The sequence below is a fragment of the Pokkaliibacter plantistimulans genome (assembly GCF_003194385.1).
In the GTDB taxonomy this organism is placed as follows: Bacteria; Pseudomonadota; Gammaproteobacteria; order Pseudomonadales; family Balneatricaceae; genus Pokkaliibacter; species Pokkaliibacter plantistimulans.
Genome location: NZ_LAPT01000114.1, coordinates 12,377 through 37,963 on the forward strand (window position 1 = coordinate 12,377; position 25,587 = coordinate 37,963).

General features: G+C 48.5%; 25 protein-coding genes. 23 read left to right on the forward strand and 2 right to left on the reverse strand.

Annotated elements, in window-relative coordinates; genetic code table 11:
• Positions 1-2: 2 nt before the first annotated feature.
• The 6 genes from WH50_RS21460 (at position 3) to WH50_RS26420 (ending at position 6,391) form a co-directional block, all read left to right on the forward strand.
• Entirely contained in the window at positions 3-2,396 is a 2,394-nt protein-coding gene (locus WH50_RS21460; protein WP_110189279.1) for a chemotaxis protein CheA, read from the forward strand.
• A 25-nt stretch (positions 2,397-2,421) separates the two neighbouring features.
• Positions 2,422-3,570 carry a protein-glutamate methylesterase/protein-glutamine glutaminase gene (locus WH50_RS21465; protein WP_110189280.1) on the forward strand — a complete coding sequence of 383 codons (1,149 nt, stop codon included), beginning with the start codon at positions 2,422-2,424 and terminating at the stop codon, positions 3,568-3,570.
• Positions 3,571-3,583: 13 nt separating this feature from the next.
• Positions 3,584-4,381 carry a ParA family protein gene (locus tag WH50_RS21470; RefSeq protein WP_110189281.1) on the forward strand — a complete coding sequence of 266 codons (798 nt, stop codon included), beginning with the start codon at positions 3,584-3,586 and terminating at the stop codon, positions 4,379-4,381.
• On the forward strand, positions 4,378-5,175 hold the full coding sequence (locus tag WH50_RS21475) for a chemotaxis protein CheW (protein WP_110189282.1): 798 nt from the start codon (positions 4,378-4,380) through the stop codon (positions 5,173-5,175). Before WH50_RS21470 ends, WH50_RS21475 begins: the two co-directional genes overlap by 4 nt.
• A gap of 152 nt (positions 5,176-5,327) precedes the next feature.
• Complete coding sequence (locus WH50_RS21480; RefSeq protein ID WP_110189283.1) at positions 5,328-5,807, forward strand: chemotaxis protein CheW; 480 nt, start codon at positions 5,328-5,330, stop codon at positions 5,805-5,807.
• A gap of 320 nt (positions 5,808-6,127) precedes the next feature.
• Positions 6,128-6,391, forward strand: coding sequence for a DUF2802 domain-containing protein (locus WH50_RS26420; protein ID WP_165838509.1), 264 nt, complete (start codon positions 6,128-6,130; stop codon positions 6,389-6,391).
• A 1-nt stretch (position 6,392) separates the two neighbouring features.
• On the opposite strand, the gene WH50_RS21490 is transcribed toward WH50_RS26420, so the two are convergent.
• Positions 6,393-6,689 carry an EscU/YscU/HrcU family type III secretion system export apparatus switch protein gene (locus WH50_RS21490; protein ID WP_207780421.1) on the reverse strand — a complete coding sequence of 99 codons (297 nt, stop codon included), beginning with the start codon at positions 6,687-6,689 and terminating at the stop codon, positions 6,393-6,395.
• A gap of 42 nt (positions 6,690-6,731) precedes the next feature.
• Positions 6,732-7,799, reverse strand: coding sequence for a hypothetical protein (locus tag WH50_RS26180; protein ID WP_133251398.1), 1,068 nt, complete (start codon positions 7,797-7,799; stop codon positions 6,732-6,734).
• A 215-nt stretch (positions 7,800-8,014) separates the two neighbouring features.
• Between WH50_RS26180 and ccmA the strand changes: the two genes are divergently transcribed.
• The 17 genes from ccmA to WH50_RS21580 all read left to right on the forward strand — a co-directional run bounded on the left by ccmA (position 8,015) and on the right by WH50_RS21580 (position 25,587).
• Positions 8,015-8,647, forward strand: coding sequence for a cytochrome c biogenesis heme-transporting ATPase CcmA (gene ccmA / locus WH50_RS21500; protein ID WP_207780422.1), 633 nt, complete (start codon positions 8,015-8,017; stop codon positions 8,645-8,647).
• A 25-nt stretch (positions 8,648-8,672) separates the two neighbouring features.
• The gene (ccmB, locus tag WH50_RS21505; RefSeq protein ID WP_243410216.1) at positions 8,673-9,350 is read left to right on the forward strand and encodes a heme exporter protein CcmB; all 678 of its coding nucleotides are present in this window, start codon (positions 8,673-8,675) and stop codon (positions 9,348-9,350) included.
• Positions 9,343-10,134 (forward strand): heme ABC transporter permease, encoded by a 792-nt coding sequence (locus WH50_RS21510; RefSeq protein ID WP_279305955.1) that lies wholly within the window; start codon positions 9,343-9,345, stop codon positions 10,132-10,134. Before ccmB ends, WH50_RS21510 begins: the two co-directional genes overlap by 8 nt.
• Before the next feature lie 85 nt (positions 10,135-10,219).
• A complete protein-coding gene (gene ccmD / locus WH50_RS27055) occupies positions 10,220-10,375 on the forward strand; it encodes a heme exporter protein CcmD (RefSeq protein ID WP_412053319.1) in 156 nt (51 codons plus the stop codon).
• Positions 10,359-10,814 carry a cytochrome c maturation protein CcmE gene (gene ccmE, locus WH50_RS21520; protein ID WP_104152433.1) on the forward strand — a complete coding sequence of 152 codons (456 nt, stop codon included), beginning with the start codon at positions 10,359-10,361 and terminating at the stop codon, positions 10,812-10,814. Before ccmD ends, ccmE begins: the two co-directional genes overlap by 17 nt.
• A 3-nt stretch (positions 10,815-10,817) precedes the next feature.
• Positions 10,818-12,800, forward strand: coding sequence for a heme lyase CcmF/NrfE family subunit (locus WH50_RS21525; RefSeq protein ID WP_110189288.1), 1,983 nt, complete (start codon positions 10,818-10,820; stop codon positions 12,798-12,800).
• Entirely contained in the window at positions 12,793-13,320 is a 528-nt protein-coding gene (locus WH50_RS21530; RefSeq protein ID WP_110189289.1) for a DsbE family thiol:disulfide interchange protein, read from the forward strand. The genes WH50_RS21525 and WH50_RS21530 overlap by 8 nt, the downstream gene beginning before the upstream one ends.
• 6 nt (positions 13,321-13,326) lie before the next feature.
• A complete protein-coding gene (locus WH50_RS21535) occupies positions 13,327-13,794 on the forward strand; it encodes a cytochrome c-type biogenesis protein (protein WP_110189290.1) in 468 nt (155 codons plus the stop codon).
• Positions 13,794-15,035, forward strand: a complete 1,242-nt coding sequence (ccmI, locus tag WH50_RS21540) for a c-type cytochrome biogenesis protein CcmI (protein ID WP_110189291.1) — start codon at positions 13,794-13,796, stop codon at positions 15,033-15,035. The genes WH50_RS21535 and ccmI overlap by 1 nt, the downstream gene beginning before the upstream one ends.
• 165 nt (positions 15,036-15,200) lie before the next feature.
• Positions 15,201-16,637 carry a cell division protein ZipA gene (gene zipA / locus WH50_RS21545; protein WP_110189292.1) on the forward strand — a complete coding sequence of 479 codons (1,437 nt, stop codon included), beginning with the start codon at positions 15,201-15,203 and terminating at the stop codon, positions 16,635-16,637.
• Between the two features lie 78 nt (positions 16,638-16,715).
• On the forward strand, positions 16,716-18,770 hold the full coding sequence (gene ligA, locus WH50_RS21550; RefSeq protein ID WP_110189293.1) for an NAD-dependent DNA ligase LigA: 2,055 nt from the start codon (positions 16,716-16,718) through the stop codon (positions 18,768-18,770).
• A 233-nt stretch (positions 18,771-19,003) separates the two neighbouring features.
• Positions 19,004-20,308: a UDP-glucose dehydrogenase family protein gene (locus tag WH50_RS21555; RefSeq protein WP_110189294.1), complete on the forward strand. Its 1,305-nt coding sequence runs from the start codon at positions 19,004-19,006 to the stop codon at positions 20,306-20,308.
• A 241-nt stretch (positions 20,309-20,549) separates the two neighbouring features.
• Complete coding sequence (locus tag WH50_RS21560) at positions 20,550-20,963, forward strand: CBS domain-containing protein (RefSeq protein ID WP_110189295.1); 414 nt, start codon at positions 20,550-20,552, stop codon at positions 20,961-20,963.
• On the forward strand, positions 20,960-21,826 hold the full coding sequence (locus tag WH50_RS21565; RefSeq protein WP_110189296.1) for a DnaT-like ssDNA-binding domain-containing protein: 867 nt from the start codon (positions 20,960-20,962) through the stop codon (positions 21,824-21,826). The genes WH50_RS21560 and WH50_RS21565 overlap by 4 nt, the downstream gene beginning before the upstream one ends.
• The gene (locus WH50_RS21570) at positions 21,777-22,550 is read left to right on the forward strand and encodes a hypothetical protein (RefSeq protein WP_243410217.1); all 774 of its coding nucleotides are present in this window, start codon (positions 21,777-21,779) and stop codon (positions 22,548-22,550) included. The genes WH50_RS21565 and WH50_RS21570 overlap by 50 nt, the downstream gene beginning before the upstream one ends.
• Positions 22,551-22,833: 283 nt before the next feature.
• Entirely contained in the window at positions 22,834-23,673 is an 840-nt protein-coding gene (locus WH50_RS21575) for an RNA polymerase factor sigma-32 (RefSeq protein WP_165838510.1), read from the forward strand.
• A 336-nt stretch (positions 23,674-24,009) separates the two neighbouring features.
• Complete coding sequence (locus WH50_RS21580) at positions 24,010-25,587, forward strand: inorganic phosphate transporter (protein WP_243410218.1); 1,578 nt, start codon at positions 24,010-24,012, stop codon at positions 25,585-25,587.

The following is a 25,587-nucleotide window of genomic DNA, read 5'->3' on the forward strand; positions in this document are numbered from 1 at the left end:
GGATGAGCTTAGAAGTGGATGAAGAGATCCTCCAGGACTTTCTTGTTGAGGCAGGAGAAATTCTGGAATTGTTGTCTGAGCAGCTGGTGGATCTTGAGCAGCGTCCAGACGACAAGGATCTGTTGAATGCAATTTTTCGTGGATTTCATACTGTAAAAGGGGGGGCTGGATTTCTTCAGCTGACCTCTTTGGTTGATTGTTGCCATGTCGCGGAAAACGTATTTGATGTGTTGCGTACTGGAAAGCGGCATGTTTCTTCTGAGCTCATGGATGTAGTCCTTCAGGCACTGGATACTGTCAACGCAATGTTTGAGCAGGTGCGCTCTGGTCTTGAGCCTGAGCCTGCCGATCCTGAGTTGCTGTTGGCTCTAGGAAGACTTGCTGAGCCAACCTCAGAGGCGGAACGCAAAGCCGCAGAATCAGAACCTTTGCGCTCTCTGGAAGAAGAGTTGGCAGAGGCTGACGAAGAGGTTGAAAGAGCCAGTGTTGGCGGTGACATTACCGATGATGATTTTGAAAATCTGCTGCAAGCCATAACGTCAGATGACTTACCTGACGATAGTTCGGAGACTGTTAACTCGTCTGGTGATGACAATATCACTGAGGATGAGTTTGAGAGCTTGCTTGATGAGTTACATGGTGCTGGAAAGGGACCTGTTGGCAGTTCGGATTCGAATAGCTCAAGGGTTGACGATCTGGATCCAAATGGTGACATCACTGATGCTGAGTTCGAAGCACTCCTAGACCAATTGCATGGCCAGGGTAAGCATACCGGATCTCCAGAGGTCTCTGATGATGCCCAAGTGGAGTCAGAGTCATCCGTGTCCAGTGGTCGGAGCTCTGTCAAAGCATCAGGTGAGGAAGACCTGATCTCTGATGACGAGTTTGAGCGCTTAATGGACGAATTGCAGTCTCAACACAAGGGGGCCTTTGCGCACTTTGGTGAGTCTGATGGATCACCTGCTTCCATTGGTCATCCTGATAGCGCACCGCCTCCTGAAGTGAAAAAGCCTGTATCTGCGCAGAAAGTTGAGCCTACCAAGCCAGCCTCTGTGGTCAAGGCTGAAACTGTTAAGCCTGCAGTTGAAAATAAACCCGTAGCTCCTAAGCCGGTTGTGCGTGCAAAGACTGAACCTGACAAAGCTCTAGTAGAAATCTCTGAGGATAAGGCTGGATCAGCCCCTGTGCGCTCTGCGGTTGCAGATAAGGCTGGCTCAGCAGCTCCAGCTGCAGAGACTACTGTTCGTGTTGATACCAAACGCCTTGATGACATCATGAATATGGTGGGCGAACTGGTATTGGTGCGAAATCGCCTGGTGCGTTTGGGGTCGAAGCACGCTGATGATGAATTGGTTAAGGCGGTTGCCAGTCTGGATGTCGTCACGGGAGACCTTCAGACCTCCGTGATGAAGACGCGGATGCAGCCTATCAAGAAAGTATTCGGTCGCTTCCCCAGGGTGGTTAGGGATCTTGCCCGTACGCTGAGGAAAGAAGTTAATCTTGAGCTGATTGGCGAAGAGACAGATCTTGATAAAAACCTTGTCGAAGCATTGGCTGATCCACTCGTTCACTTGGTGCGCAATGCGGTGGATCATGGCATTGAAAGCCCAGAGGAACGAGAGCAGGCAGGTAAAGGTCGTATCGGTAAAGTAGTACTTTCTGCGCAGCAAGAGGGTGACCATATTCTGCTTTCCATCGAAGATGATGGCGCAGGTATGGACCCTGACAAGTTGCGTAAGAAAGCGGTTGAGAAGGGCGTTCTTGATGCTGATGCTGCAGAACGTCTCAGTGATACTGAGTGCTTTAATCTTATATTTGCCCCCGGCTTTTCTACTAAGACCGAGATATCAGATGTCTCAGGTCGTGGTGTCGGCATGGATGTGGTTAAAACAAAAATTACTCAGTTGAACGGTTCTCTTAACGTTCGCTCGGTGAAGGGCAAAGGGTCGCGCATTGAGATTAAGGTTCCTTTGACACTCGCCATTATGCCTACTTTGATGATTATGCTGGATGATCAGGCATTTGCGTTGCCACTGGTTAACGTGAATGAGATCTTCAATCTTGATCTTAACAAGACTAACGTAGTCGATGGTCAGGAAGTGGTAGTCGTCAGAGAGAAGCCATTGTCGCTGTTCTATCTACATCGCTGGTTGGTTGCACGTTCTAGAGATGAGAAAGGATCTAAGAGTGGTCACGTTGTGATTGTGACCGTAGGTACTCAGCGAGTTGGTTTTGTCGTAGACCAGTTGGTTGGCCAGGAGGAGGTGGTTATTAAGCCTCTGGGAAGAATGCTTCATGGCACGCCAGGCATCTCAGGGGCAACCATTACTGGTGATGGACGTATCGCTTTGATTTTGGATATACCCAGCATGCTTAAACACTACGCATCTCGTTAAGTATCTGGGGTTGAGGAGCTAACTAATGCCCATCACCGTATTGGTGGTAGATGACTCAGCGTTTTTTCGTCGTCGATTGACCGAAATTCTTGAAGCCGATCCTCGTTTTAAGGTGATCGGAACAGCCGAAAATGGAAGAGCGGCAATAGACAAGACGCTAGAGCTACGTCCTGACGTCATTACTATGGACTATGAAATGCCAACATTGGACGGTATATCCGCGGTAAATGAAATCATGCGGCGCCGTCCTACGCCAGTATTAATGTTTTCATCCATGACGTATGAAGGCGCACGCATAACACTGCAAGCTCTGGAGGCTGGTGCAGTGGACTATATGCCAAAGAACTTTGAGGACCTTTCGCGTAATCGTCAGGCTATGGAGTCTAGCCTGCGTGACAAATTGTATGCAGTGGCTAAGAGTCGCAGAGTCACCCTGAAAAGTGCAGTGACTACTCCTGAACTCCGTACGGTACCAGCTGTGCCTAGCTTCAGGAGTACGCGTACAGAAGAGTCTGCTCGCAGTACATTGCATTCAACCAATGTCGCACCATCAGCTCCTCAGCAGGCCATACCGGCCAGACCTTCAGCCTCTGTTGTCGCTAAACGTTACCAGTTGGTGGCTATTGGTACATCTACAGGCGGGCCAGTGGCGCTGCAAGAAGTCCTGACCAGATTACCCGCAGACTTTCCGTCCCCCATTGTGTTGATTCAACATATGCCAGCTGCCTTTACCAAGGCGTTTGCTGAACGTCTCAACCAGTTGTGCAAGATTCAGGTTAAAGAGGCAGAGGATGGCGATGAACTGCGGCCCGGTCTTGCTCTACTTGCACCTGGTGGAAAGCAAATGATGGTTGAGCATCGCGGCACAGGTCGAGTGCGCATTCTGCCCGGTGATGAGCGGCTAAATTATAAACCTTGTGTTGATGTAACCTTTGGCTCTGCTGCCAAACATTATCCGGGTAAGGTATTGGCTCTTGTACTTACTGGAATGGGCGCGGATGGGAGAGAAGGGGCTCGTATGTTGAAACAGTCTGGCAGTGACATCTGGGCTCAAAGCGAACAAAGCTGCGTTATCTATGGTATGCCCATGGCCATAGTAAAGGCTGGATTAGCAGACGAGATTGTTGATCTTGATGAGATTGGTGTGCGTCTGTCCAAAGCTGTGAAAGGCTGAGTAAGGAGAGGCTATGCGCGTATGGGCAGTGGCAAACCAGAAAGGCGGAGTGGGTAAAACGACCTCTGTAGTTACCCTGGCTGGGTTACTGGGGGACATGGGGAAGTCTGTGCTGGTGGTTGATCTGGATCCACATGGCTCACTGACCAGCTACTTCCGTTATGATCCTGACCAGATAGGCGGCAGTGTTTATGATCTGTTTAAGTCAAGCGCTCTGCTGGATGAAGGACTCGCCACACAGTTGCTGTTGGATACGAGCCATCGGAATATCCGTTTGATTGGCGCTTCAACTGCAATGGCGACGTTGGAGCGGCAGGCTACTGCGCAGGAAGGGATGGGGCTTGTTGTATCCAAGGCTCTGGCAACATTGTGGGATGATTTTGACTACGTAATTCTTGATAGCCCTCCTGTCTTGGGCGTGCTTATGGTTAATGCCATGGCAGCCTGCGAGCGTTTGATTGTACCAGTGCAAACTGAATATCTCGCGATCAAAGGTTTGGAAAGAATGCTGCGTACGTTGCTATTGGTGAACAAGTCGCGTAAGCGACCATTGCCTTTTAGTATTCTGCCTACGTTTTATGATCGTCGGACTCAGGCCTCAGTACAAAGCCTCAGATTGATTCGAACAAGTTTTCCTGATCAGGTTACCAATGCTGTTGTGCCTGTTGACACAAAATTCCGTAATGCCAGCTCGTCAGGGATAGTGCCTTCTGCAGTGGATTCCGGCTCTCGCGGAGTAAGAGCTTATAGTATGCTGCTAAAAAGCTTGCTGAGCCAGGAAGTGGAGACATCAGCAGGAGTTACATCATGAAGCGGCGCAATGCGCAGTCAAGCTTTGCAGAGCCAAGACAGGCGCTTGAGTCTTATCTTGAGTCGCTGCTTAGTGAGGTGCCAGAGTATTCGACGGAAGGCGATGATCCTGTATTGGATGCAACGCCTGATGTCATTGTAGGTGAAGTTGTGCTTGCTGGTGTTCAAGAGCCTGTCAATGATCAGGTGGAAGAGCAGCCTGCTGCTCCAGAGGATAGAGTCCCAGCTGAGCAGCCTGTTATTGCGGAAACGCAAGTGATTCTGAAGGAAGAGTCTTCAGTTGATGGTGGTCAGAATCTTCCTCCTGAGTTAGGCAAGCCTGGGTGGGCAGTAAACCGCTTTGAATGCCTATTATTCAATGTTAGTGGACTCAAACTGGCAGTGCCTTTGATTGAGCTGGGTGGGGTTCTGACTATTCCTGAAAAGGGCTTAACGCCGCTTTTTGGTCAGGCCAAATGGTTTATGGGTTTGTTGCCTGCACATGGTGGTCGAATGATTCGGGTAGTCGATACTGCGCTTTGGGTCATGCCTGATCGTTATGATGAAGAGCAGCGCAAGAGCATGAAGTACGTGATTCTGATCGAGGGTTCTGACTGGGGGCTTGGTTGCCATGATGTGGCTGAAGCTATCACACTGGGTGAGCAGGAGGTGCGCTGGAGATCAGAGCGCAGTAAGCGTCCATGGTTAGCAGGCACCGTTATTGATCATATGTGTGCCATCATGGATGTGGGAACCATGAGCAAGATGCTTAATGCAGACGACAAGAATTACCAGCCCAAACTGGCAAAGAGGTAAATCTCTGGTTGTCCAGTTTCTGTGCAAATAAGTCACTTTTCTTATCAGCAGTTTTTAATTTCTGATCCATAAGTTGAGATGAGAATTAAGGTTTGTAGCGAGGCGTAGGCCAAGCGACGTATTTCATTGTGGAATGCGAAAGAGGATTCAGTATGGCAAGCAATAACTCCAAAATTGGCAATGATACGGTGCTGCAATGGGTCACGTTTCGCCTTGATAAAGAGGTGTACGGTGTCAACGTAATGCAGGTGCAGGAAGTATTACGATATACCGACATTGCCCCTGTCCCTGGTGCACCTGCATATGTACTGGGGATCATCAATCTTCGAGGTAATGTCGTTACTGTCATCGACACACGTCAGCGCTTTGGCCTGGTCCCTGCAGAAATAACGGATAACTCTCGTATCATCATCATTGAAGTGAATCATCAGGTGGTTGGTATTTTAGTCGACGCTGTTGCTGAAGTGGTTTATTTAAGCCAATCCGAGATTGAAAGCCCACCCAACCTGGGCAATGAAGAGAGTGCCAAGTTCATCCATGGAGTCTGTCACAAGAATGACCGTCTATTGATTTTGGTTGAGCTGGATAAATTGATGACTGAAGACGAGTGGGCTGAGATTATTAACCTGTAACGCTTGTCCCTGTTCTTGGCAATGTAAATTGCCCGAGAGTGTTGCTATTCGCCCTTCTCTCTTCAAGGGAAGGGCGAATATACTGCCGGTAGCTTGGATATTATCTCCACTAGATATTTACATTTATCCTTCGGCTTAGATTAAGGACAGTTCCTTTGGACTCAGGTTGGCTTGCCTCCGATATTTGGCCCGTATTGTTCATCATCGGCGGGTTGTCACTTGTATCTCTTATGCTCGCATCTTGGGCATGCTTTCGGCTGGTTCAGCAACGAAAGCAATTTCAGGCACTCATGAGTCTTTTGCGCAGTGAGGTGGACATCATGAGCCATAGTACTATCGGTGTGGGTCAACGTCTGGTGGATGTCGAAAAACGCCTTTATAGCACTATGGAAAAACAGCAGCGCTTGGAAGGGCGTGAGAGTGGTGGTGCAGCTATTAGTCAAGCAACCAAGCTCATGGAAATGGGAGCCTCTGTTGACGATATCATGGCTAGTTGCAATATAGGTCGACCTGAAGCTGAGTTGATCGCACTTTTGCATCGTGAGGTGCGCAGTGATGCACGAAAGCGAGTGAAAAGTCGTTGATTTACCGACGTATTAGCTGGTCGATTTTCTTGTTGTGGTGCTGACGTTTTTCTTTGAGCCGGAAAAGGAATGCCAGAATCTCTGCTATAGCCACATAGAGCTGTTCCGGTATCTCATCGCCAGGGTCCATCTGGCTGAGCATGGCAGCAAGATGTGCATCTTCATGTAATGGGACGTTAGCCTCCTTGGCCAGCGCAATAATCTGCTCAGCAATAAAGCCGCTACCGACCGCGGTAACCTGAGGTGCCTTGCCTTTGCTGGGGTCATATTCAAGTGCAGCGGCCAGTTTCTTTTTCATATCAACACCCAGTACGTGACATCTCCACCCTTGGTTATAAATTCAGGCCCGCTCATCGATTAGCGACATGCCTTTCAGACACTGCTCTGGTGCCGAGTTCGAAACGGGTTTGCCGAGCATCTGTGAATAGTTCGCAACTGATACGCCTTTGCTGCCCAAAATACTGATTAACTCTTGCTGGCTGTTCGCGTCCAGATCCTGCATCCACGCATTATCCGGTAGCCAGAGCTGGATGCTCAACTGCTGTTGCCACTGAAGCTTCATGTAGATGGTTTCTCCCGTCGATACTTCAAAGTCCATTTCAATTTGCCAGGTAGTGTTGTCATCATTCTCTGATGAGTGGCGCTTTTCCGGAGCATCACGTTTGATCGCCAGATTGACGGGTTCAAGCGACTGGTAGTTACTGTTGACGGCTAGTTCAACATGCTGTGTGTCCTGTTGAAGATTGCTGAGCTGCATTACTTGTATGCGAGCCAGACGGCCTTCCAGGGCTTTGTGCATTGGGTGATCTGCTGGTAAGTCTGCCATCGCCTGCCACAGTAAGACTTTCTGATCACTTGAAACATCTTTGCCTTGAATCAAGCGCTTTTCTGTAAAAAAGCCACTGTTTTGCACGGCTTGTCGAAGTGTGTCTGCCTGTTTCAAATCTTCCTTGCTGGGAAAGGCTTGGCGTAAGCTGGCAAGTGTTTGTGTCAGGTTGGGGTTTACCGCCAGTGCCGTGGGGGTTAATGCGAGATTTTGTAGTAGCGGCTGCAGCTGACTTAGATTCAGTTGCTGAGGTAGATAGCTTTTTAGCTGGGTTTGTAGAAGCTGTTGTTCGGGTGACGTGGTAGGGACAGCCTGAAGCAACGTTGGTGTGAGAACCCTGAGGGTAACTTGTTGTCCGGGTGTAAGAGGTGATGAAGATAGTGCCTGATAGGTCTGGCCTGCGACTACCACTGTGGCCTTGTAGCCTTGGGGCATTGAATTGTTATCTGTGGAAGAGCTCAGGACCTGTGCCTGAACATACGAGCCAATAGACAGGTTACGAGAACCAGTAGAGCTGGTGTTCGTCGCTGTTTGAAGGTAATTCACGGCAGCCAACGAAGAGGGCGGGATGCTGGTGGCCACAGATTGTCCTCTCTATTGTGCCAAGTCAGGACGATGTTTATTTATTTCTATATACTTCGCCAACATTTCGCAAAGCTTAATTGTGACTTTTGGCAACGAGTTGGCGGAGTGGGTCTGTATAGGGCTTGAAAGGCCTTCTGAGTATTTCTGGTATATATGTTTGTCTGACTCAATGATCATGAGCGTTTTAGGAGTCTTTGCCAGTGTCATCCCCTATGTTGCAAGTTGTTGGCTTGAGCTGTGAGCGAGATGATCATGATATTTTCCACAACCTCAGCTTTTCGTTGCAATCCGGCGAGATACTTCAGATTGATGGGCCAAATGGGGCTGGAAAGACGAGCTTGATCAGAATCTTGTCTGGCTTGCTTCAGTCTTCTGAAGGGGGGGTGTATTGGCAAGGAGAGGATATTGCCGAGGACCGCTCCGCATACAATAAAGCTATGCTGTACCTTGGCCACTGCACGGGAATCAATCCTTCACTTACTCCCCTTGAAAACCTTCAGTGGCTGGCCGCCATACATACACATCTTGATAGTACGTTGATTCCCTCTGCATTGAAGTCAGTCGCTCTGGAAGGATATGAGGATGTCCCATGTCATCAACTTTCAGCAGGGCAGAACCGTAGAGTAAGTCTTGCTCGTTTGTATATGAGTTGCGCAACTTTCTGGCTTCTCGATGAGCCTTTTACAGCCATTGACCGGCAAGGGGTAGGCATGTTGGAAAGCCAGATGCAGCGTCATGCAAGCCGTGGAGGTTGTGTCATACTGACCACTCACCATGTGCTCCCTGAGTCCATGTGCCGCCGAACGTTATCTCTGCGTGGTAACGGTAGCTATGTCATCAACTGATCGTAATGTGCTAACGACCTCGCCTATGATTGCTGACAGTCCCTGGCGGATGACGATGTATCGTGAGTTGAGGCTAGCTGCTCGACGCATATTTGACTGGCTCAATCCGCTGGTTTTTTTTCTGCTGGTAGTTTGCCTCTTCCCTCTGGCTGTTAGCCCTGAGCCTGCATTGTTGGGGAAGATTGCCCCCGGTATTGTCTGGGTAGCAGCATTACTTGCGACGCTTCTGGGGATGGATGGACTATTTCGGAGTGACTTTGAGGATGGCTCTCTGGAGCAAATTATTGTTGGCAGTCAGCCTATTGCTTTGCTGATTAGTGCCAAGGTTTTGTCGTATTGGCTGCTGACCGGCCTGCCATTAACGCTGTTGGCGCCTCTGCTTGCGTTGATGCTGTCTCTTCCTGTAGGTAGTTATGAGGTGCTGTGTCTGAGTCTGCTTATCGGTACGCCTAGTCTTTGTCTTATTGGCGCGATTGGTGCCGCCTTGGTGGTTGGGCTGCGTAGAGGAGGGGTTTTGCTGGTTTTGCTGGTTTTGCCTCTTTATATTCCCATCCTGATCTTTGGGAGTGGGGCTGTAACTGCCTCATTGCAGGGGATGGAGGCTACTGGTCAGCTTGCTATATTAGGAGCATTTCTCGCGCTGGCGTTACCCTTGGCGCCCATAGCAACAGCAGCTGCACTGCGGATTAGTATCAATGGTTAAGGTCGTGGCGAACGCAAAAGCATTAAAAAAGCAAAAAATGCCTCAATGGTTCTATCAACTGGGTTCACCTCGTTGGTTCTATGAGCTGAGTGGAAAATGGTTGCCGTGGCTGGGTGGCTCGGCCGCATTGTTGCTGACTATTGGCTTGGTCTGGGCACTTTTATTTGCACCGGCAGACTATCAGCAAGGCAATAGCTTTCGCATTATCTATCTTCATGTGCCCTCAGCATTCCTGGCGCAGTCTGTCTATCTGTTGATGGCAATAGCAGGGGCCATCGGTCTGATTTGGAAAATGAAGGTAGCAGAGGTAGTGGCTAAATGCGCTGCACCTATTGGCGCCTCTTATGCGTTTCTGGCTCTGGTGACGGGGGCAATTTGGGGGAAGCCGACCTGGGGCGCTTGGTGGGTATGGGATGCCCGCTTAACATCTATGCTGATCTTGTTGTTTCTCTACCTTGGGGTTATTGCGCTCAATTCAGCTATTGGTGATCGTCAGATGGCCGCAAAGGCCAGTGCGATTCTTGCAATTGTGGGAGTGATCAATCTGCCGATCATCAAGTACTCCGTTGACTGGTGGAATACGCTGCATCAACCCGCTTCATTTACTCTGACGGAAAAGCCAGCGATGCCTGCCGAAATGTGGGTGCCATTATTGCTCATGGTGCTGGGATTCTATGCTTTGTTTACTTGGACTCTGTTAACTCGTTGCAGGACTGAAATCTTGGAGCGAGAGCGTCGTGCTGGTTGGGTATGTGATCTGCTGAGCAATAGCCAAATAAAGTAACCTGCGTATTTTTTTGATTAAAAGTTGAACTCAATAGTCGTGAGTATGATCAATGTATTTTTCCAGTTTTAGCGACTTCATCCATATGGGTGGGCATGGTCTGTATGTATGGTCAAGTTACGGTATAGCGATGCTGGTGGTGCTTTGGAATGTGGTCATACCTCTGCTTAAGCGAGGCACTGTACTAGCTAGCCTACGGCAACGTCTGATTAGAGAGCGGTCGCATGAATCTCAAGCGTAAACATCGTATGTGGGCTGTCGTTGCACTGTTGCTTGGGGTCTCTGTTGCTGTTGGTCTGGCACTGTACGCACTACAACAGAATATTAATCTTTTCTACTCACCTTCACAGATAGCAGATCATCAGGCACCAGATGACACACGTATTCGCGCGGGTGGTATGGTCGTGGAACACAGTCTGCAGCGCTCAGGTGACAGTCTGATGGTACATTTCGCATTAACCGATTTTCAAAAGACCATAGAAGTGGAGTATACCGGCATCCTTCCAGACCTGTTTCGTGAGGGGCAGGGGGTGGTTGCATTGGGTAAAATGAACAGTAAAGGAGTGTTTGTTGCCGATCAGGTTCTGGCGAAACATGACGAGAAATACATGCCACCTGAGGTGGCAGCAGCCCTCAAGGCCAGTGGCAAACTCCCCCCTCAACCATCTGCGGAGCATTAAGTCATGATCCCTGAGTTGGGCCAGCTGGCATTAATACTAGCACTGTGTCTTGCTTTGATGCTCGCTCTGGTTCCCCTTTGGGGGGCGTTCAGGGGCAATTTATTCTGGATGCGTTTCGCAACACCTCTTGCTACGGGGCAATTTTTCTTTGTGGCGTTGGCGTTTGGCTTTCTCACATATGCTTTCATGACCAATGACTTCACTGTTGCCTATGTCGCTACCAACTCTAATAGCCACTTACCGTGGTACTACAAATTCAGTGCAGTGTGGGGGGGGCATGAGGGATCGCTATTGTTGTGGCTGTTCATTCTTTGTCTTTGGACTGTTGCCGTGGCATGGCGTAGCTTACACCTGCCAGCTGAGCTTCGGTCACGTGTTCTATCCGTGATGGGTATGATTTCAACCGGGTTCCTGTTATTTGTCCTGCTCACCTCCAGTCCTTTTACACGTCTCTTTTTCAATGCTCCTGATGATGGCCAGGATCTTAATCCTCTGTTACAGGACTTTGGACTGATCGTTCATCCACCTATGTTGTATATGGGATATGTTGGCTTCTCGGTGGCTTTTGCTTTTGCTATAGCCGCACTTCTGGGAGGCAGGCTGGACGCGGCGTGGGCTCGTTGGGCAAGACCTTGGACTAATGCGGCGTGGGCTTTCTTGTCTATAGGTATTGTTCTGGGTTCCTGGTGGGCTTATTACGAACTAGGCTGGGGGGGCTGGTGGTTCTGGGACCCGGTTGAAAACGCGTCATTTATGCCTTGGCTGGCCGGTACAGCCCTAATACATTCAATGGCAGTGACAGAGAAGCGTGGTGAATTCAAAAGCTGGACTGTCCTGCTGGCAATATGTGCATTTTCTCTCAGTCTGCTCGGGACGTTTCTGGTGCGCTCCGGTGTGTTGACATCAGTGCATGCCTTTGCCTCTGATCCGACGCGTGGCTTTTTCGTATTGATGTTACTTGCGGTAACGGTAGGCGGGTCACTGCTCTTGTTCGCATTGCGAGCAGTCGACCTCAAGTCTGAGTCGACTTTTAATTTGTTATCAAAAGAAACATGGCTGTTAATCAACAATCTCATCTTGCTGGTAGCCATGGTCGTCGTGCTTCTTGGCACTTTATATCCGCTGGTAGTTGATGCCCTGCAGTTGGGCAAATTGTCAGTTGGTCCTCCCTATTTCAATATGCTTTTCGTTCCTCTTATGGGGCTGCTGGCACTGGCACTGGGCAGTGGACTAATGCTCCGTTGGAAACGTCATGCGCAAGATCAGTGGCTGAAGTCGCTGGCGCTTCCGGCGTTGGCGGTACTGATATTTGCAATAGTGACAATTATCTGGGGAGGGGAGCATCGTTGGGGAATTGTTTTGGGTGTTGTCATGGCAGGCTGGATAGCTGTATCTACGCTCGTTGATGTATCGCATCGTATACGTTTCAGTCAGCAGGGATGGAGGCAGCCAAGGTCATATTGGGGAATGCATGTGGCTCACTTGGGGTTTTGCGCTTCGATTCTTGGCGTAACCTGGGTCAGTCTGCACGCATTTGAGCAGGATATTCGTGTTGAGCCAGGGCATGTGGAACATATTGATGGTTACGACATCAGCTATCTCGGAGCGACCAGCTTGCAAGGGCCTAACTACACGGCGGAGCAGGGGCATTTTGTTGTTAGTAAGCAAGGCAAAACCATAACGGAGCTGTTTCCACAAAAGCGCAATTACAGTGTCCAACGTTCAATGATGACTGAGGCCGCTATCGACCCAGGCTTGATGCAAGACATTTATATTGCAATGGGAGAACGTCTGGACGGTGGTGCATGGGCTGTACGTATTCATATCAAACCTATGGTGAGGTGGATATGGCTGGGTGGGCTGTTGATGGCATTTGGCGGTGCTTTAGCAGCCACAGATCTGCGTTATCGCCGGTTGCGTCATCGGCAGCCGCAAGTAAGTGTAGGGTTAGAGACAGCACCTGTAACTGAGGTTTCTCATGCGTAAAGCGTTGTTTTTCTTGCCTTTGATAGTTGCTTTTGGCTTGGGTGTGCTGTTCTGGCAAAGTTTGGGAAAGGATCCTAGCACGCTTCCCTCTGCGTTAATAAATAAGCCCCTTCCAGACTTTAGTTTGCCTACAGTAGAGAAAAGTAGTGAGCTGATCAGTGCTGCTCGGCTCAAGGGGCAACCAGTGTTACTCAATGTTTGGGCTACCTGGTGTCCGTCCTGCCATATGGAGCATCCGTATTTCATGCAGCTTGCCAAACAGGGGGTACCGATCATTGGCATCAACTATAAGGATGACCGTGCTAGTGCAATGAAGTGGCTGGCTGAGCTTGGAAATCCTTATTTGTTCAGTATTTTTGATGAAAAAGGCAGCTTGGGCTTTGATTTGGGAGTTTATGGTGCACCTGAGACGTATCTCATCGATAAGGACGGCATTATTCGCTACAAGCATGTGGGTGTTGTCGATGAGCGAGTGTGGCGGGAGCAAATCCAGCCAATCTATGAACGTTTAAAGAGCTGATCGTTTATGGGGCGTGCATTTTTTATGCTGGTGGTTTTGTTCATGATAAACCAGGCGAACGCGGCAATTGAGGCTCAACACTTTGCTGATCCTCAATTGCAGCAGCGTTATCAATCTCTGGTGTGGGAGTTACGTTGTCCCAAATGCCAGAATCAGAACATTGGAGACTCGAACGCCCCCATTGCACAGGATCTGCGTGATGAAGTAGCAAAATTGCTACGTGAAGGAAAATCAGATCAAGACATCCAGAATTACATGGTGAATCGTTTTGGTGAGTTTGTGCTTTACCGGCCGAAGCTTGATCCGGTCACCTGGCTTCTCTGGTTTGGTCCACTGTTGCTTTTGCTTGTTGGTAGTATGGCTGTCTGGTTACTGTCGGGTAGTAATCGGCCCCGTATAGAGCAGACGAATACTAATGAGGAGAGAGACTCAGCTGCCCGTTTAGCTTCTTTGCTGAAAGAGGATGACCGCTAATGGTTGTATTCTGGTTGGCTGCAGCCATGTTAGTTATGGCAGCAATAGCGTTCGTCGTATATCCACTGTTTCATCCGGTACGCTCTGCCGTAAGTGTGGTCGACCGAAAAAGAGCAAATGTTCAAGCATTTAGAGATCGCCTTTACGATGCGGAGTTGGAGCGTAAGCTCAACGGACTGAGTGATGAAGAGTTTAAGCTATACAAGTCCGAGCTTGAACAGGAACTCTTAGCTGATATTCCTCTGAAAGAGGATGTGGGTGCTTCTTACATCGTAGAACGAAAGCAGCTCATTTTGGTCGTTTTGTTAGCGCTATTGATTCCGCTGGTTGGGTTGCCACTCTATATACATTGGGGGGCTGCAGACGAAATGGGTCAATGGATAGCAATGGAGAGCAGCAAGGGAATGTCATTGGATCAGGCTGTCGTTGAGCTGCAGCAACGGTTGGTTAGCAATCCAGACAATCCCGAAGGATGGTTTGTCTTAGCAGGTACTCTGCTGGATCTGGGTCGTTTTCAGGAAGCGGCGGACGCACTTACCAAGACATTGTCTTATATTCCAGATAATGCGCCAATTAAAGTCATGGTCATGGGGCAAAAGGCGCAGGCCCTATTTTTTGCCGGTGGTGGAAAAATTACTCAAGAAGTAAAGCAGGCAATTGATGATACGTTGGCTCTTGCGCCCAACGAGCCAACGGTAATGGGGATTTTAGGTATCGCTGCGTACAATCAGAAACTCTACAAAGAGGCTATTGGTTTTTGGCAGAGAGCGTTGTCGTCAAATCCAGATGAGAAAGCAGCGCAGGCTCTGCGTAGTGGCATCACCCAGGCTCAGGCTCAATTGCAACAAGATGCTTCATTAGGTGATGACAATTTGGATGGAAAAAAACTTTCTTCGGGACGCATCAGTGTGACCGTTGCATTGTCTCCTGAGGCTAAGGCACAGCTAAGAAGCGATCAATTTGTTTTTGTGTTGGTACGACGTGTGGGTGAGAAAATGCCTTTAGCTGTCCGTCGTGTTAGTGCTGGGGCGTTGTCTGAAACTGTTGTGCTCGATCAAAGCAATAGTATGGTGGGGCAGTCACTGGAAAATAACGGCCCATTACAGGTCGTTGCACGTATTTCACAAAGTAACAACCCAATTCCAGAGAAAGGCGACTGGTTTGGTGAAATAGATGGAGTGACACTGGCGGAAAAGCAGCAACTGAGTCTAAAATTGGAGATCGATAAGCAATATCAGTAAACCTACTGTTTTTTCTTGCACCCAGTCAGCTGGTGGTTATGATTAAAGAGGTTGTTTTTTGTACTCTAAGGCATTGAGTATTTAGATATCTCGGTAAACAGATCAGTGGCTAACTAGTATGGAAAACAGTTTTAAAGTGGCGACTCAGACAGCGGTTGTTTAAGAATGGAAATCAGCTTACGCGAATGGCTCATTGTTTTTGGCATGGTAGCCATTGTCCTAATCGCAGTTGACGGTCTTCGGCGTTTTTATACGCAGCGCAATCGTAATCCTTTGCGTATGCGAATTGACAGAAGCCTGTCTAACGTGAACGACGTGGAGTCGTCGGATCCCGTTAACCGTGAGTTGCCTAATGGCGGAGCAAGGGTGACCAAAATGGAACCCCATGCCTTTGCTGGTGCTCTGAATAAACTCCGTACGGGAAAACTCTCCAAGAATTCATCAGCTAATCGTGAGATTGCTCCCAGAAAATTAGAGAGCAAGAAAGCACCTCCGAAAGTAGGGCTACACGATTTACACGTTGAGGTCGATCCTCTTTTGGATCAACCTGCTGAGAAGTCTACTTCGTCAACTCAGTCTTCATTTTCTGCTTCTGGTGGTAATGAGTTTGCGGAGAACTTTGCACCCACATTAACTACAGTGGCAGATTGGCCAGATTCGGTAGCGGAAGATATATATCACAACAAAATGTCTGAGGCGGACGGTTTTGGTTTGTCCGAAGATCAGAATCTGTCTGGTATAGACGAGTCACTTAACCTTGCTTCAGGTCATGCAGAGTCAAGACTCTCAAGCTTTGAGGCTGCTGGGTCTCAGGCAGAATGGTATGAACAATCTTTGGTTGATACATCTGGCTTGCAGTCAGAGCAAGCAACAAAAGACTTCAAGGAAGATTGTTCTTCTGATACGACAGCTTCAAACCCATGGGAGCGACCCATTTCTGAGCTAATGGATGATGAGGTCGATCCTTTTGATGAGGTCGATAGTATTTCAACTTCTGTAGAGATTGACCAGAAAGAAGCAATCGTCATTGAGGAGGAAGAAGTTCCTTACCAGGAAACCGCACGTGTCCTACCCATGCGAGCTGACCCATTACTCGAGCTTAAGCGTCAGGCGCGAGTGAAAGCAGATGCGTCGTCGTTCAGTGTCAATGCCGAGGAACACATTATCGTTAGTGTGACCGCGGTCAGTGACAGTGGTTTTGATGGTGAGCAATTATTGCAGGTACTGCTCGCATGCGGTTTGCGGTTCGGGGAAAGAAATATCTTCCATCGCCATGAGCTAGGGCTTAACAAAGGTAAAGTTCAGTTCAGCATGGCTAATTTGTTGAATCCCGGTGACTTTGACCTTGATCATATCGAGTCTGTAAAAACTCCAGGGGTGACGTTTTTCATGGGTATGCCTGGTGCAGACGATTTGATGCTGGCGTTCGAGTGTATGCTGAGTACTGCACAGTGCTTGGCAAAAAACTTGAATGGGGAGCTTAAAGACGAGAATCACAGCGTCATGCGCCCCCAGACAATTGAACATTGTCGTCAACGTATCCGGGAGTTTGAAAGGCGTCAGTTGACGCATCAGCCTCATCGCAGACAGCAACTTTCTTGATAGCAAAGCTGTCCTGACAGAAACGACATAGGCCGGTACAATTCCGGCCTATGTCGTTTCTGTCAGGACCAGTTTCTTATGTCTCTTACTCCTAGTGATGCCATTGAGTCGCTCCGTCAGCAAATTCGTGAGCACGACTATCATTACTATGTCGAAGATGATCCGCGAATTCCTGATCAAGACTATGATGCATTAATGCTGCAGCTGAAAAAGCTGGAGCAGGAGCATCCGGAGCTGCTGACTACAGACTCCCCGACGCAGAGGGTGGGAGGAGTACCATTAAGCAGTTTCAGTACTGTGCAACATGTTGCTCCCATGCTCTCTCTCGATAACGCTTTTAGTGAACAAGATATGCAGGACTTTGTCCGGCGTATTCGGGAGCGGCTTAAACTACCTGCAACGAGCGCAGTGGAATTCGCAGCTGAGCCTAAGCTGGATGGGATTGCAGTTAGTTTGCTGTATGAAAAAGGCTCTCTGATAAGAGCCGCGACACGTGGGGACGGTGAATTTGGAGAAGACATAACCGCAAATGTAAGAACTATTACTGCGGTTCCGTTACGCCTGCTAGGAGGCTCAGTGCCTCTGCGGTTAGAGGTAAGGGGGGAAGTGGTTATGTCAAAAGCTACTTTTGAGGCTTTTAACCGGCGTGCTGTTACAAAAAATGAGAAGCCATTTGTAAACCCAAGGAATGCTGCCGCGGGGAGTTTGCGCCAGCTAGATTCCCGGGTCACAGCTAAGCGCTCGTTGGATTGTTATTGTTACGCACTGGGTCTGCTAGAAGGGGGAGAGTGGCCCGAGGATCAGATGGCTTTGCTTGAAAGATTGAGACAGTGGGGATTCAAGGTAAATCCGGAGATCAAACTGGTATCTGGTATCGATGGATGTTCAGCATACTACAGTCAAATGATGGCCAGAAGAGATCAACTCAAGTATGAGATTGATGGCTTGGTCTTTAAGGTAAACCGGCGAGACTGGCAATCAGAGCTTGGTTACGTTTCTAGAGCTCCGCGGTGGGCTATCGCCCATAAGTTCCCTGCCCAGGAGGCGATGACCACTGTTGAGTCGGTCGAATTTCAAGTTGGACGTACTGGAGCTATAACTCCCGTAGCTAAGCTGAAGCCAGTATTTGTTGGTGGGGTTACTGTCTCCAATGCAACATTGCATAACATGGATGAAATTGATCGGCTTGGCATTCAAGTCGGAGATTTTGTGTTTATTCGTCGGGCAGGCGATGTTATTCCTCAGGTTGTGAGAGTGGTGTTGGAGAAACGCCCTGATGCTGCACGTCCTATTTCCATGCCGACGCATTGTCCTGCCTGTGGGTCTGATGTTGAGCGTGAGGAGCAGCAGGCGGTTGCTCGCTGTTCAGGTGGTTTATCCTGCCCTGCTCAGCGAAAAGAGGCACTGAAGCATTTTGTGTCTCGCCGTGCGATGGATATCGATGGGCTTGGTGATAAGTTGATCGATCAGCTGGTAGATACCAATTTGGTGCAGAGCCCTGCTGATTTATACATGCTGCAGTTATCTTCACTATTAGGCTTGGAGCGCATGGGGGAGAAGTCTTCGGCAAAGCTGCTGAAGGCTATAGATAAGTCCAAGTCTACAACTCTTGCAAAGTTCATATATGCCTTGGGTATCCGTGAAGTTGGCGAATCTACAGCGAAAGCTGTCGCTAGCTTCTTCGGCAATTTGCAGTCGATTAAAGAGGCTGAGATTGAGAGGCTTCAGGAAGTGCCAGATGTCGGTACTGTAGTGGCTAAACATATTCATGTGTTTTTCCGACAACCAGACAATCTTGATGTTGTAAATCGCCTCATAGAGGTTGGAGTGCATTGGACAGAAGGTCAACCTAGTCGTACTAAGGACGCTTCTGGGTCCTTGCCTCTGACGGGGCAAACAGTGGTGGTGACAGGCACTCTGGAAAGTGTGTCACGAGATGATGCGAAGGCGCTGTTGGAGCAATTAGGTGCCAAAGTGGCAGGTAGTGTTTCTGCAAAAACCAGCTGGGTATTAGCTGGTCCTGGGGCAGGATCAAAGTTGTCTAAGGCCGAAGCACTGGGGGTTGAAGTGAGAGATGAGAAGTACTTCCTTTCACTGCTCGAATCGAATGGTTTGCAGCCAACTGGTGATTAGCCACAGCTATAAAATGTGATTTCAGTTCTAGTTCTAGGGGCGCTTGATTAAAGTTCACCTAGGGTATAGGGATGCAGCTCATGCTCAATGCAGCGACTCGTCAAGTATCGACGATTACGTACATAAGCAACTCTCTGCAACCGGTCCAATAAAGCTATTCATTTACCATAACTATAGCCACGGGAAAGTGGCGTCAAGGCATACAAACTCAGTCATATACAAGGTACAAGCATATGGATATTGGTATTTATGGCCTTAGCCTGACAGGCGTAGTGACCGCTGTTAGTTTGGCTCATGTGGGTAACAATGTAGTGCTGATGCCTGCTCCTGGTGAGTCACTACAGATGGTGGAGTGGCAATCTCTACTCTCCGATGAGCCAGGGTTGCTTGCCGCCTTTAATAAGGAGCAACTGGAAGGGCGGTTGAAAGTTGAGGTAGGCCACCAAAAGTTGCTGCCAGGCAAGGATGCACACTTTTTAGCTCTGGGCCCTGATGCTTATGCTTCTCTCGATAAATGGTTGGGGTTAGATCAGCTGTTGGATGAGCGTGTACTGCTGATTATTCAGACTGCTGTGCCTGTAGGGACAGCAGAGCGATTGCAGGCATCAATAGCGCAGAGTTGGGCTAAGCGGGGGTTCTCTTCTCCTTATGCAGTAGTTTCCATGCCTGACTTTATTCGCCAGGGTACAGCACTGGATAATTTCCAGCGTCCAGGGCGAGTATTGGTTGGTTGTGATGTTGATTGGCCACGAGCACTAATACGTGACATTCTTCGACCTTTTAATCGTAACCGTGACTCATTGCTGTTTATGAGCGGCAGAGAGGCCGAGTTTAGTAAGTTTGTTGTGAATGGGATGCTGGCTACCAAGCTGAGCTTTATGAACGAGATGGCAAACCTCGCTGAACTTCTCGATGTTGACATTGAGAAGGTTCGGCATGGTGTTGGATCTGATAGCCGCATTGGATATGACTATATCTATCCCGGTTGTGGTTTCGGTGGTGCACATTTTTCTGCTGATATTATTCGTCTCGCTGCCCAGGTTGAACAAAGCGGTGGACATGGCAATTTATTGCAGTCGGTTCTTAAAATTAACGAGCAGCAGAAGGAGGTGCTTTTTCGAAAGCTATGGTGCCACTATCAGGGGCAGCTTAAAGGTCGGACAGTCGCAGTCTGGGGGGCATCCTTTAAACCTAATACCAGTAGTATACGTAATGCTCCGTCACTGGTGTTGATGGAAGCTCTTTGGGCGCAGGGTTGTTCGGTACGTCTGCATGATCCGAAAGCCCTGGACAATGTGAGAGAGCTACTTGGTGACCGTGAAGATTTGGTCTTATGCAGTGATCCTTATGAAGCAGTGTCAGGGGCAGATGCCTTGTTACTAATGACAGAGTGGAAAGACTACTGGAGTCCAGACTATCGACGCTTGATGCAGCTGCTGAAGACTCCTTTAGTGCTGGATGGACGTAATATTTATGATCCTTATCTGATGGCTGAGCGTGGTTTTATCTATCAGGGTGTCGGGCGTCGTACGGTTTAGTTCTAATTAGCTAGAGCGTGCTTTTTATTTGCACAGTTTGCATTATTGCTCTCACAGCCTGCCTCGGGGCGACTATAGTTAATGAAGGTGATGGAGGCGATGATGCTTTTTCGTAAGACATCATCGCTGATCAATTCGGTTCGCCAATGGTCGGCTTTTATCGGCTCATATCAATATTATGTATTCAACGAGCTAAATTTAAGACCTGATTGGCAGCCTGGTTTTGAACGGGAGTCATGCTATGTTGAGGTCCGTTAAAGTAAGCGACTACATGAATAGTGAGCCGGTCATATTTTATCCCGAAACCGCTCTGTTTGAAGCGATAGAGTACTTTCAACGTTTCAGAGTTTCAGGTGCACCTGTAGTAGATCACTCTGGCCAGTTAGTGGGCTTGCTATCAGAAGCAGACTGTCTTCGTGCCATCCTTGAGGATACCTACTATGAGGTGGAGCACGGAGGTAAAGTCGGTGATGTGATGACGACGGATGTGCAATCGGTGAGGCTGGATACGGATATTATTGAAGTGGCGAAAATATTCATCCATCAAGGGAGGCGGCGCCTTCCTGTAGTTGCAGATGGCTTGCTCGTTGGTCTTATCAGTCGTAACGATATACTACGGGCAATCTATGATTTTTCCGATACGAGAAAGGCATGAGCATATTTCCTGAGCTTCCCATTTTGTTGTACCCCTCCTTAGCAATAAGGGTAGGGCTTGAAGAAGCGGTGTTGTTGGGAATATATCATCAGTGTGCTGCTGCGTGGGGGGCTCGGCAGCAGGGTGAGCATTATTTCAAACTGACGCAGCAGCAGTGGCTCCAGCTTGTACCATTTTGGGACGAAGACACTCTGGCAAGAGTCACTCATAGTCTGGTTCAGCAAGGCTATATTGAAGCGCGTTGGGAGCAGCGAAGCGTATTGCGGCTGCGTATATTTGAGCAGCAAGTAAGTAAGAAAGAGTTTATTGAAGAAGAGCCGGTAAGTCCTGTGAGACCTATGCAGTCCCTGGCAAATGAGCTGAGACAGCAATCTTCTCTTTCTACACCTACGCCTACGCCTACGCCTACGCCTACGCCGATACTGCCAAATTTCGGTGGTAGCGTTGGGTGGCCTAAGCGTACTGAACAGCCAGTAGATGCCTTGGAAGCCATTTTTGCGCAGAAAGCTGCCCATAATCAGCAGTATCAGACGTTGAGTCTGGATTGGCGTCCCAGTGATACTGTGTTATCCATGCTTGAGCATCATCATCGTATTGGTGCTGATTTCTCCCTTGGTTGCCTGGATGAGTTTCTCGTTTTTTGGGCTGAGCAGGAAAAGCGCAAGGCTCCTGCAGGATGGGATCAGGCGTTCATGAAATGGGTAAAAAGGGAGTGGATAAGGCAACAATCAAAAGGGAATTATCAGACAGCAAGTCAGGGCAGTAGCGAGCATGTGGTAAATGGACAAGGTAGAAAACGTACTAGAGAAGATCGTGAACAAGTCAGACAAAACCTTCTCGACATCAACAACCTTGACTGGTGATCAGCTCATAGCGTCTGAATCACGGCAAGATCCGATTGATGATCGAACAAAGCAACTCATCAATCTTATATTCGCCCGTTTTGCAGCGATCTACGGCCACAAGTTCGAGAGCATGTTCTCCAGTGAGAGAGCAGTAGTGTTGGCAAAGCGCGAGTGGGCATTGAGTCTGCGTGGAGTGTCAGAACAATATTTGGTTCGAGCGGTTGATCATTGCAAGGAAACGTTGAGCTGGATGCCTACGATTGCGGAGTTTCTGACAGTAGTTCGCAGTCTGTGTAACAGCGCTTTCCCTGAAGCCTATGCGGCTTACGAAGAGGCTTGCATGCATGCAGACCATCCTCGTGAACACGTCTGGTCGCATCCGGTAGTATATCATGCAGGGCGACTATCCAACTGGTACCAGTTACGTCGTGGTGAAACACGTGTAATGTTTAAAGTCTTCGCTGAGCATTACCGTAACTTATGTCAAAGAGCTATGGACGGCGAGCCGTTTGTAGTTCCAACAAATACGGCGCTTCCAGACAAAACTCCAGACACGCTATTTGCCTTTATTGCACGATGGGGAGAAGAGCATCAGCTTACTCCTGAGCAAGCTCATACGTTGCTTTTTTACCTTACCAAACCAAAAGGCAGTGGACCTAGAGAGGTTCTGCTCAATAACGCTAAACGGCTGCTGGAGGTTTGGCACCGAGCGGATATTGCCCTACCTGATGCGGTTGTTTAGAGCGTCTTGTAGTAAGTGGTGTCTACCTGGTTATCTCATTCCCCTGGTTAATATGTGGTTGTTACTGATTGATACGCCTGCTAACCCACTTTTCCGAACACTTTTGTAACACTGACTATGAATATGATCTATCTTGTTTAGTAGAGCGTATGACTGCTGAAACTTAATCAAGGATGAAATATCTAATAGTCTGGGGATGGTGTGATTTAGCAATTATTGTCACAGATCCATCCACGCGATGTACTGGAAAAGTACTGACGCGTACAACGAGGAGGGGGATGTTATGGGAATGCCACATTTTTCACCAGGTCGGGATATTCACCACTTTATCCATAAAGCCAATGCCATCAAGTCTTTGTCAAAAGCAGAAGAGCTTGAGCTGAGCCGTAAAAGTAAGTTGAATGACAAGGAGAGTATAGAGAAATTGGTGTTGGCCAATCTCAAAAGCGTGATATGGATTGCTTATAGTTATCGCGGATACGGTCTTCCTATTGCCGATCTCATTCAAGAGGGTACTGCTGGCCTGATGAAAGCTCTCAAAGGCCATGATCCAGATAGAAACATCCGCCTTTCCACCTTTGCTGCCTATTGGATTCGGGCTGAAATCCACAAGTACGTTATCAAACACTCGCGCATAATGAATGTCGCAACCAACAAGGAACAGCATAAGCTGTTTTTCAAGTTGCGAGCTGAGTTCAAAAATGCGTCTCTGTCCGAGGCAGAGGTTGACGATATAGCAGAGCGCTTGGCTGTGTCTCGTGAGGCGGTCAAGGAAATGGAGCTTCGCCTCAAGGGCAAGGACATGACCTATGTCGAATATGATGAAGGTCGTGACGATGACGGCTATGAAATGGATGTTGTAAGAGGCTTGGAAAGTTTGGAGTTCAATCCTGAACGAATGTTTATTCGTGAGAGAAATGCAACCGAAAACTATCAAGCACTTAGTCACGCGTTAGCCATATTGGATCCGCGGAGTCGAGACATCATTTCATCCCGCTGGTTGACTGATAACAAGATGTCACTGCAGGAGCTGGCTGATCGCTACGAGATTTCTTCAGAGCGAGTTCGTCAGCTAGAAGCAAAAGCGTTGAAAGACATTCAGAAAACATTGCTGGGTACCTGACCCAGCAATTTCCTTCTTTTGCTATATCGTTTTCCTCGGCAAATTCGGTAATCCCCCCATTTTTATTACTTGCTAGAAGTAGAGGTCAGGCCGCGAGGGCCAACTTCTGCTTGGGGTGATGCGGCACATATCTTTTACTGTCGATGAAGTCATGCCCTCATGTGCATCGTAAACTAAAGATTGCCAGACAGTCAGAATGGTTGGTAGAGGCTTGCGGTACGACGTGGCTAGACGGCAGGTCAAGGTGTACAATATGCGCCCGCATGACAGTAGCGTTTCAGATTGGTTAAAGCGCGCTGTCATTGCCTCTCTCTAACGTGTACAGGAAACCACTACGTGGATCTAGCGACAAGTTCTGAACAAAAGCCTCAGCCGAATAGCCTCAGCAAGGAGATTATTCGTCTGGGACTGGCGGTATGTTTTGTCATTATTGGAATGTTTGTAGCCAAATCTCAAGGATTGCCTGTTGGTGACAACAGTATTCTTGTGGTGGCGGCAATGATCGGCTGCTACATGGCGCTCAATATAGGAGCCAATGATGTAGCCAATAATGTTGGGCCAGCTGTCGGATCAAAGGCACTGACGATGACTGGTGCCATCATAATTGCCGCAATATTTGAAGCGTCTGGTTCGTTGATTGCCGGTGGTGACGTAGTAGGCACTATCAAGAATGGCATCATACAGCCAGATATGATCAAGAGTGCGGACACCTTTATATGGCTGATGATGGCAGCATTACTCTCTGCCGCATTATGGTTGAATCTGGCAACCGCTATAGGTGCACCGGTTTCCACCACTCACTCGATTGTTGGTGGTGTTCTGGGGGCAGGTATCGCGGCTGGTGGCTGGGGAATTGCAAATTGGGATCAGTTAGGCGGGATCGTCGCCAGCTGGGTAATATCTCCAGTTATGGGCGGCATCATCGCTGCAGGATTTCTCTATCTCATCAAGTCTAGTATTACTTACAAGTCCGATATGTTAGGTGCTGCCAAGAAAGTGGTACCTGTTTTGGTCAGCTTGATGGCGTGGGCATTCTTGACATATATCCTTTTGAAGGGTGTAAAGAATCTGATCAAGCTTGACTTCTTTACTGCTCTGATCATCTCTGCTGTTGCTTCGATTGTTATCTATTTTGTAGTCAAACCAGCTGTTGCGCGCGCAGCTGCAGTGTTGGGCAACGATAAAGATAGCGTTAATAATCTATTTAACTTGCCACTGATTTGCTCTGCTGCCTTGCTCAGTTTTGCACATGGTGCAAATGATGTGGCAAACGCTGTGGGGCCTCTCGCAGCAATTAACGATGCGTTTCTGCATGGTGGTGTTGCCTCTAAAGCAAGTATCCCGTTGTGGATAATGGCTGTTGGTGGACTTGGTATTGCTGTTGGATTGGCATTGTATGGGCCGAAACTGATTCGTACGGTCGGAAGTGAAATCACTGAGCTGGATAAGACCAGAGCATTTTGTATTGCGATGTCTGCAGCTCTGACTGTAATTGTAGCAAGCCAGCTTGGTATGCCTGTCAGCTCAACGCACATTGCCGTCGGTGCGGTATTTGGTGTTGGATTTCTTCGTGAGTACCTTAAGTTATCCTACGAGCGGAAAATTCAGCAGATTCACGTGCACCATCAGGAAGCAGACCAGGCTGAGGTTGAGGCATTCCTGAGTCATTTCGAGCATGCAGATGTTGCCGAGAAAAAGCAGATGCTGCGAGAGCTTAAAGCGCGATCAGGTCACTCGTTACTGAACAAAAAGGAAATGAAGGGCCTGAAAAAGGCCACCAAGAAAGAGCTGGTAAAACGCTCTGCTATCTATAGGATTGCTGCGGCGTGGGTAATTACAGTACCTGCATCAGCATTGTTGGCTGCCTTTATATACTTTGCAATTGTGGGCTTTCAGTACAGTCATCTTCATTAA

Bases quoted from the DNA above. Each gene is read 5' to 3' on its own strand.
- WH50_RS21460 (WP_110189279.1), top strand. From the start codon at position 3: ATGAGCTTAGAAGTGGATGAAGAGATCCTCCAGGACTTTCTTGTTGAG.
- WH50_RS21465 (WP_110189280.1), top strand. From the start codon at position 2,422: ATGCCCATCACCGTATTGGTGGTAGATGACTCAGCGTTTTTTCGTCGT.
- WH50_RS21470 (WP_110189281.1), top strand. From the start codon at position 3,584: ATGCGCGTATGGGCAGTGGCAAACCAGAAAGGCGGAGTGGGTAAAACG.
- WH50_RS21475 (WP_110189282.1), top strand. From the start codon at position 4,378: ATGAAGCGGCGCAATGCGCAGTCAAGCTTTGCAGAGCCAAGACAGGCG.
- WH50_RS21480 (WP_110189283.1), top strand. From the start codon at position 5,328: ATGGCAAGCAATAACTCCAAAATTGGCAATGATACGGTGCTGCAATGG.
- WH50_RS26420 (WP_165838509.1), top strand. From the start codon at position 6,128: ATGAGCCATAGTACTATCGGTGTGGGTCAACGTCTGGTGGATGTCGAA.
- WH50_RS21490 (WP_207780421.1), bottom strand. From the start codon at position 6,689: ATGAAAAAGAAACTGGCCGCTGCACTTGAATATGACCCCAGCAAAGGC.
- ccmA (WP_207780422.1), top strand. From the start codon at position 8,015: ATGTTGCAAGTTGTTGGCTTGAGCTGTGAGCGAGATGATCATGATATT.
- ccmB (WP_243410216.1), top strand. From the start codon at position 8,673: ATGATTGCTGACAGTCCCTGGCGGATGACGATGTATCGTGAGTTGAGG.
- WH50_RS21510 (WP_279305955.1), top strand. From the start codon at position 9,343: ATGGTTAAGGTCGTGGCGAACGCAAAAGCATTAAAAAAGCAAAAAATG.
- ccmD (WP_412053319.1), top strand. From the start codon at position 10,220: ATGGGTGGGCATGGTCTGTATGTATGGTCAAGTTACGGTATAGCGATG.
- ccmE (WP_104152433.1), top strand. From the start codon at position 10,359: ATGAATCTCAAGCGTAAACATCGTATGTGGGCTGTCGTTGCACTGTTG.
- WH50_RS21525 (WP_110189288.1), top strand. From the start codon at position 10,818: ATGATCCCTGAGTTGGGCCAGCTGGCATTAATACTAGCACTGTGTCTT.
- WH50_RS21530 (WP_110189289.1), top strand. From the start codon at position 12,793: ATGCGTAAAGCGTTGTTTTTCTTGCCTTTGATAGTTGCTTTTGGCTTG.
- WH50_RS21535 (WP_110189290.1), top strand. From the start codon at position 13,327: ATGGGGCGTGCATTTTTTATGCTGGTGGTTTTGTTCATGATAAACCAG.
- ccmI (WP_110189291.1), top strand. From the start codon at position 13,794: ATGGTTGTATTCTGGTTGGCTGCAGCCATGTTAGTTATGGCAGCAATA.
- zipA (WP_110189292.1), top strand. From the start codon at position 15,201: ATGGAAATCAGCTTACGCGAATGGCTCATTGTTTTTGGCATGGTAGCC.
- ligA (WP_110189293.1), top strand. From the start codon at position 16,716: ATGTCTCTTACTCCTAGTGATGCCATTGAGTCGCTCCGTCAGCAAATT.
- WH50_RS21555 (WP_110189294.1), top strand. From the start codon at position 19,004: ATGGATATTGGTATTTATGGCCTTAGCCTGACAGGCGTAGTGACCGCT.
- WH50_RS21560 (WP_110189295.1), top strand. From the start codon at position 20,550: ATGTTGAGGTCCGTTAAAGTAAGCGACTACATGAATAGTGAGCCGGTC.
- WH50_RS21565 (WP_110189296.1), top strand. From the start codon at position 20,960: ATGAGCATATTTCCTGAGCTTCCCATTTTGTTGTACCCCTCCTTAGCA.
- WH50_RS21575 (WP_165838510.1), top strand. From the start codon at position 22,834: ATGGGAATGCCACATTTTTCACCAGGTCGGGATATTCACCACTTTATC.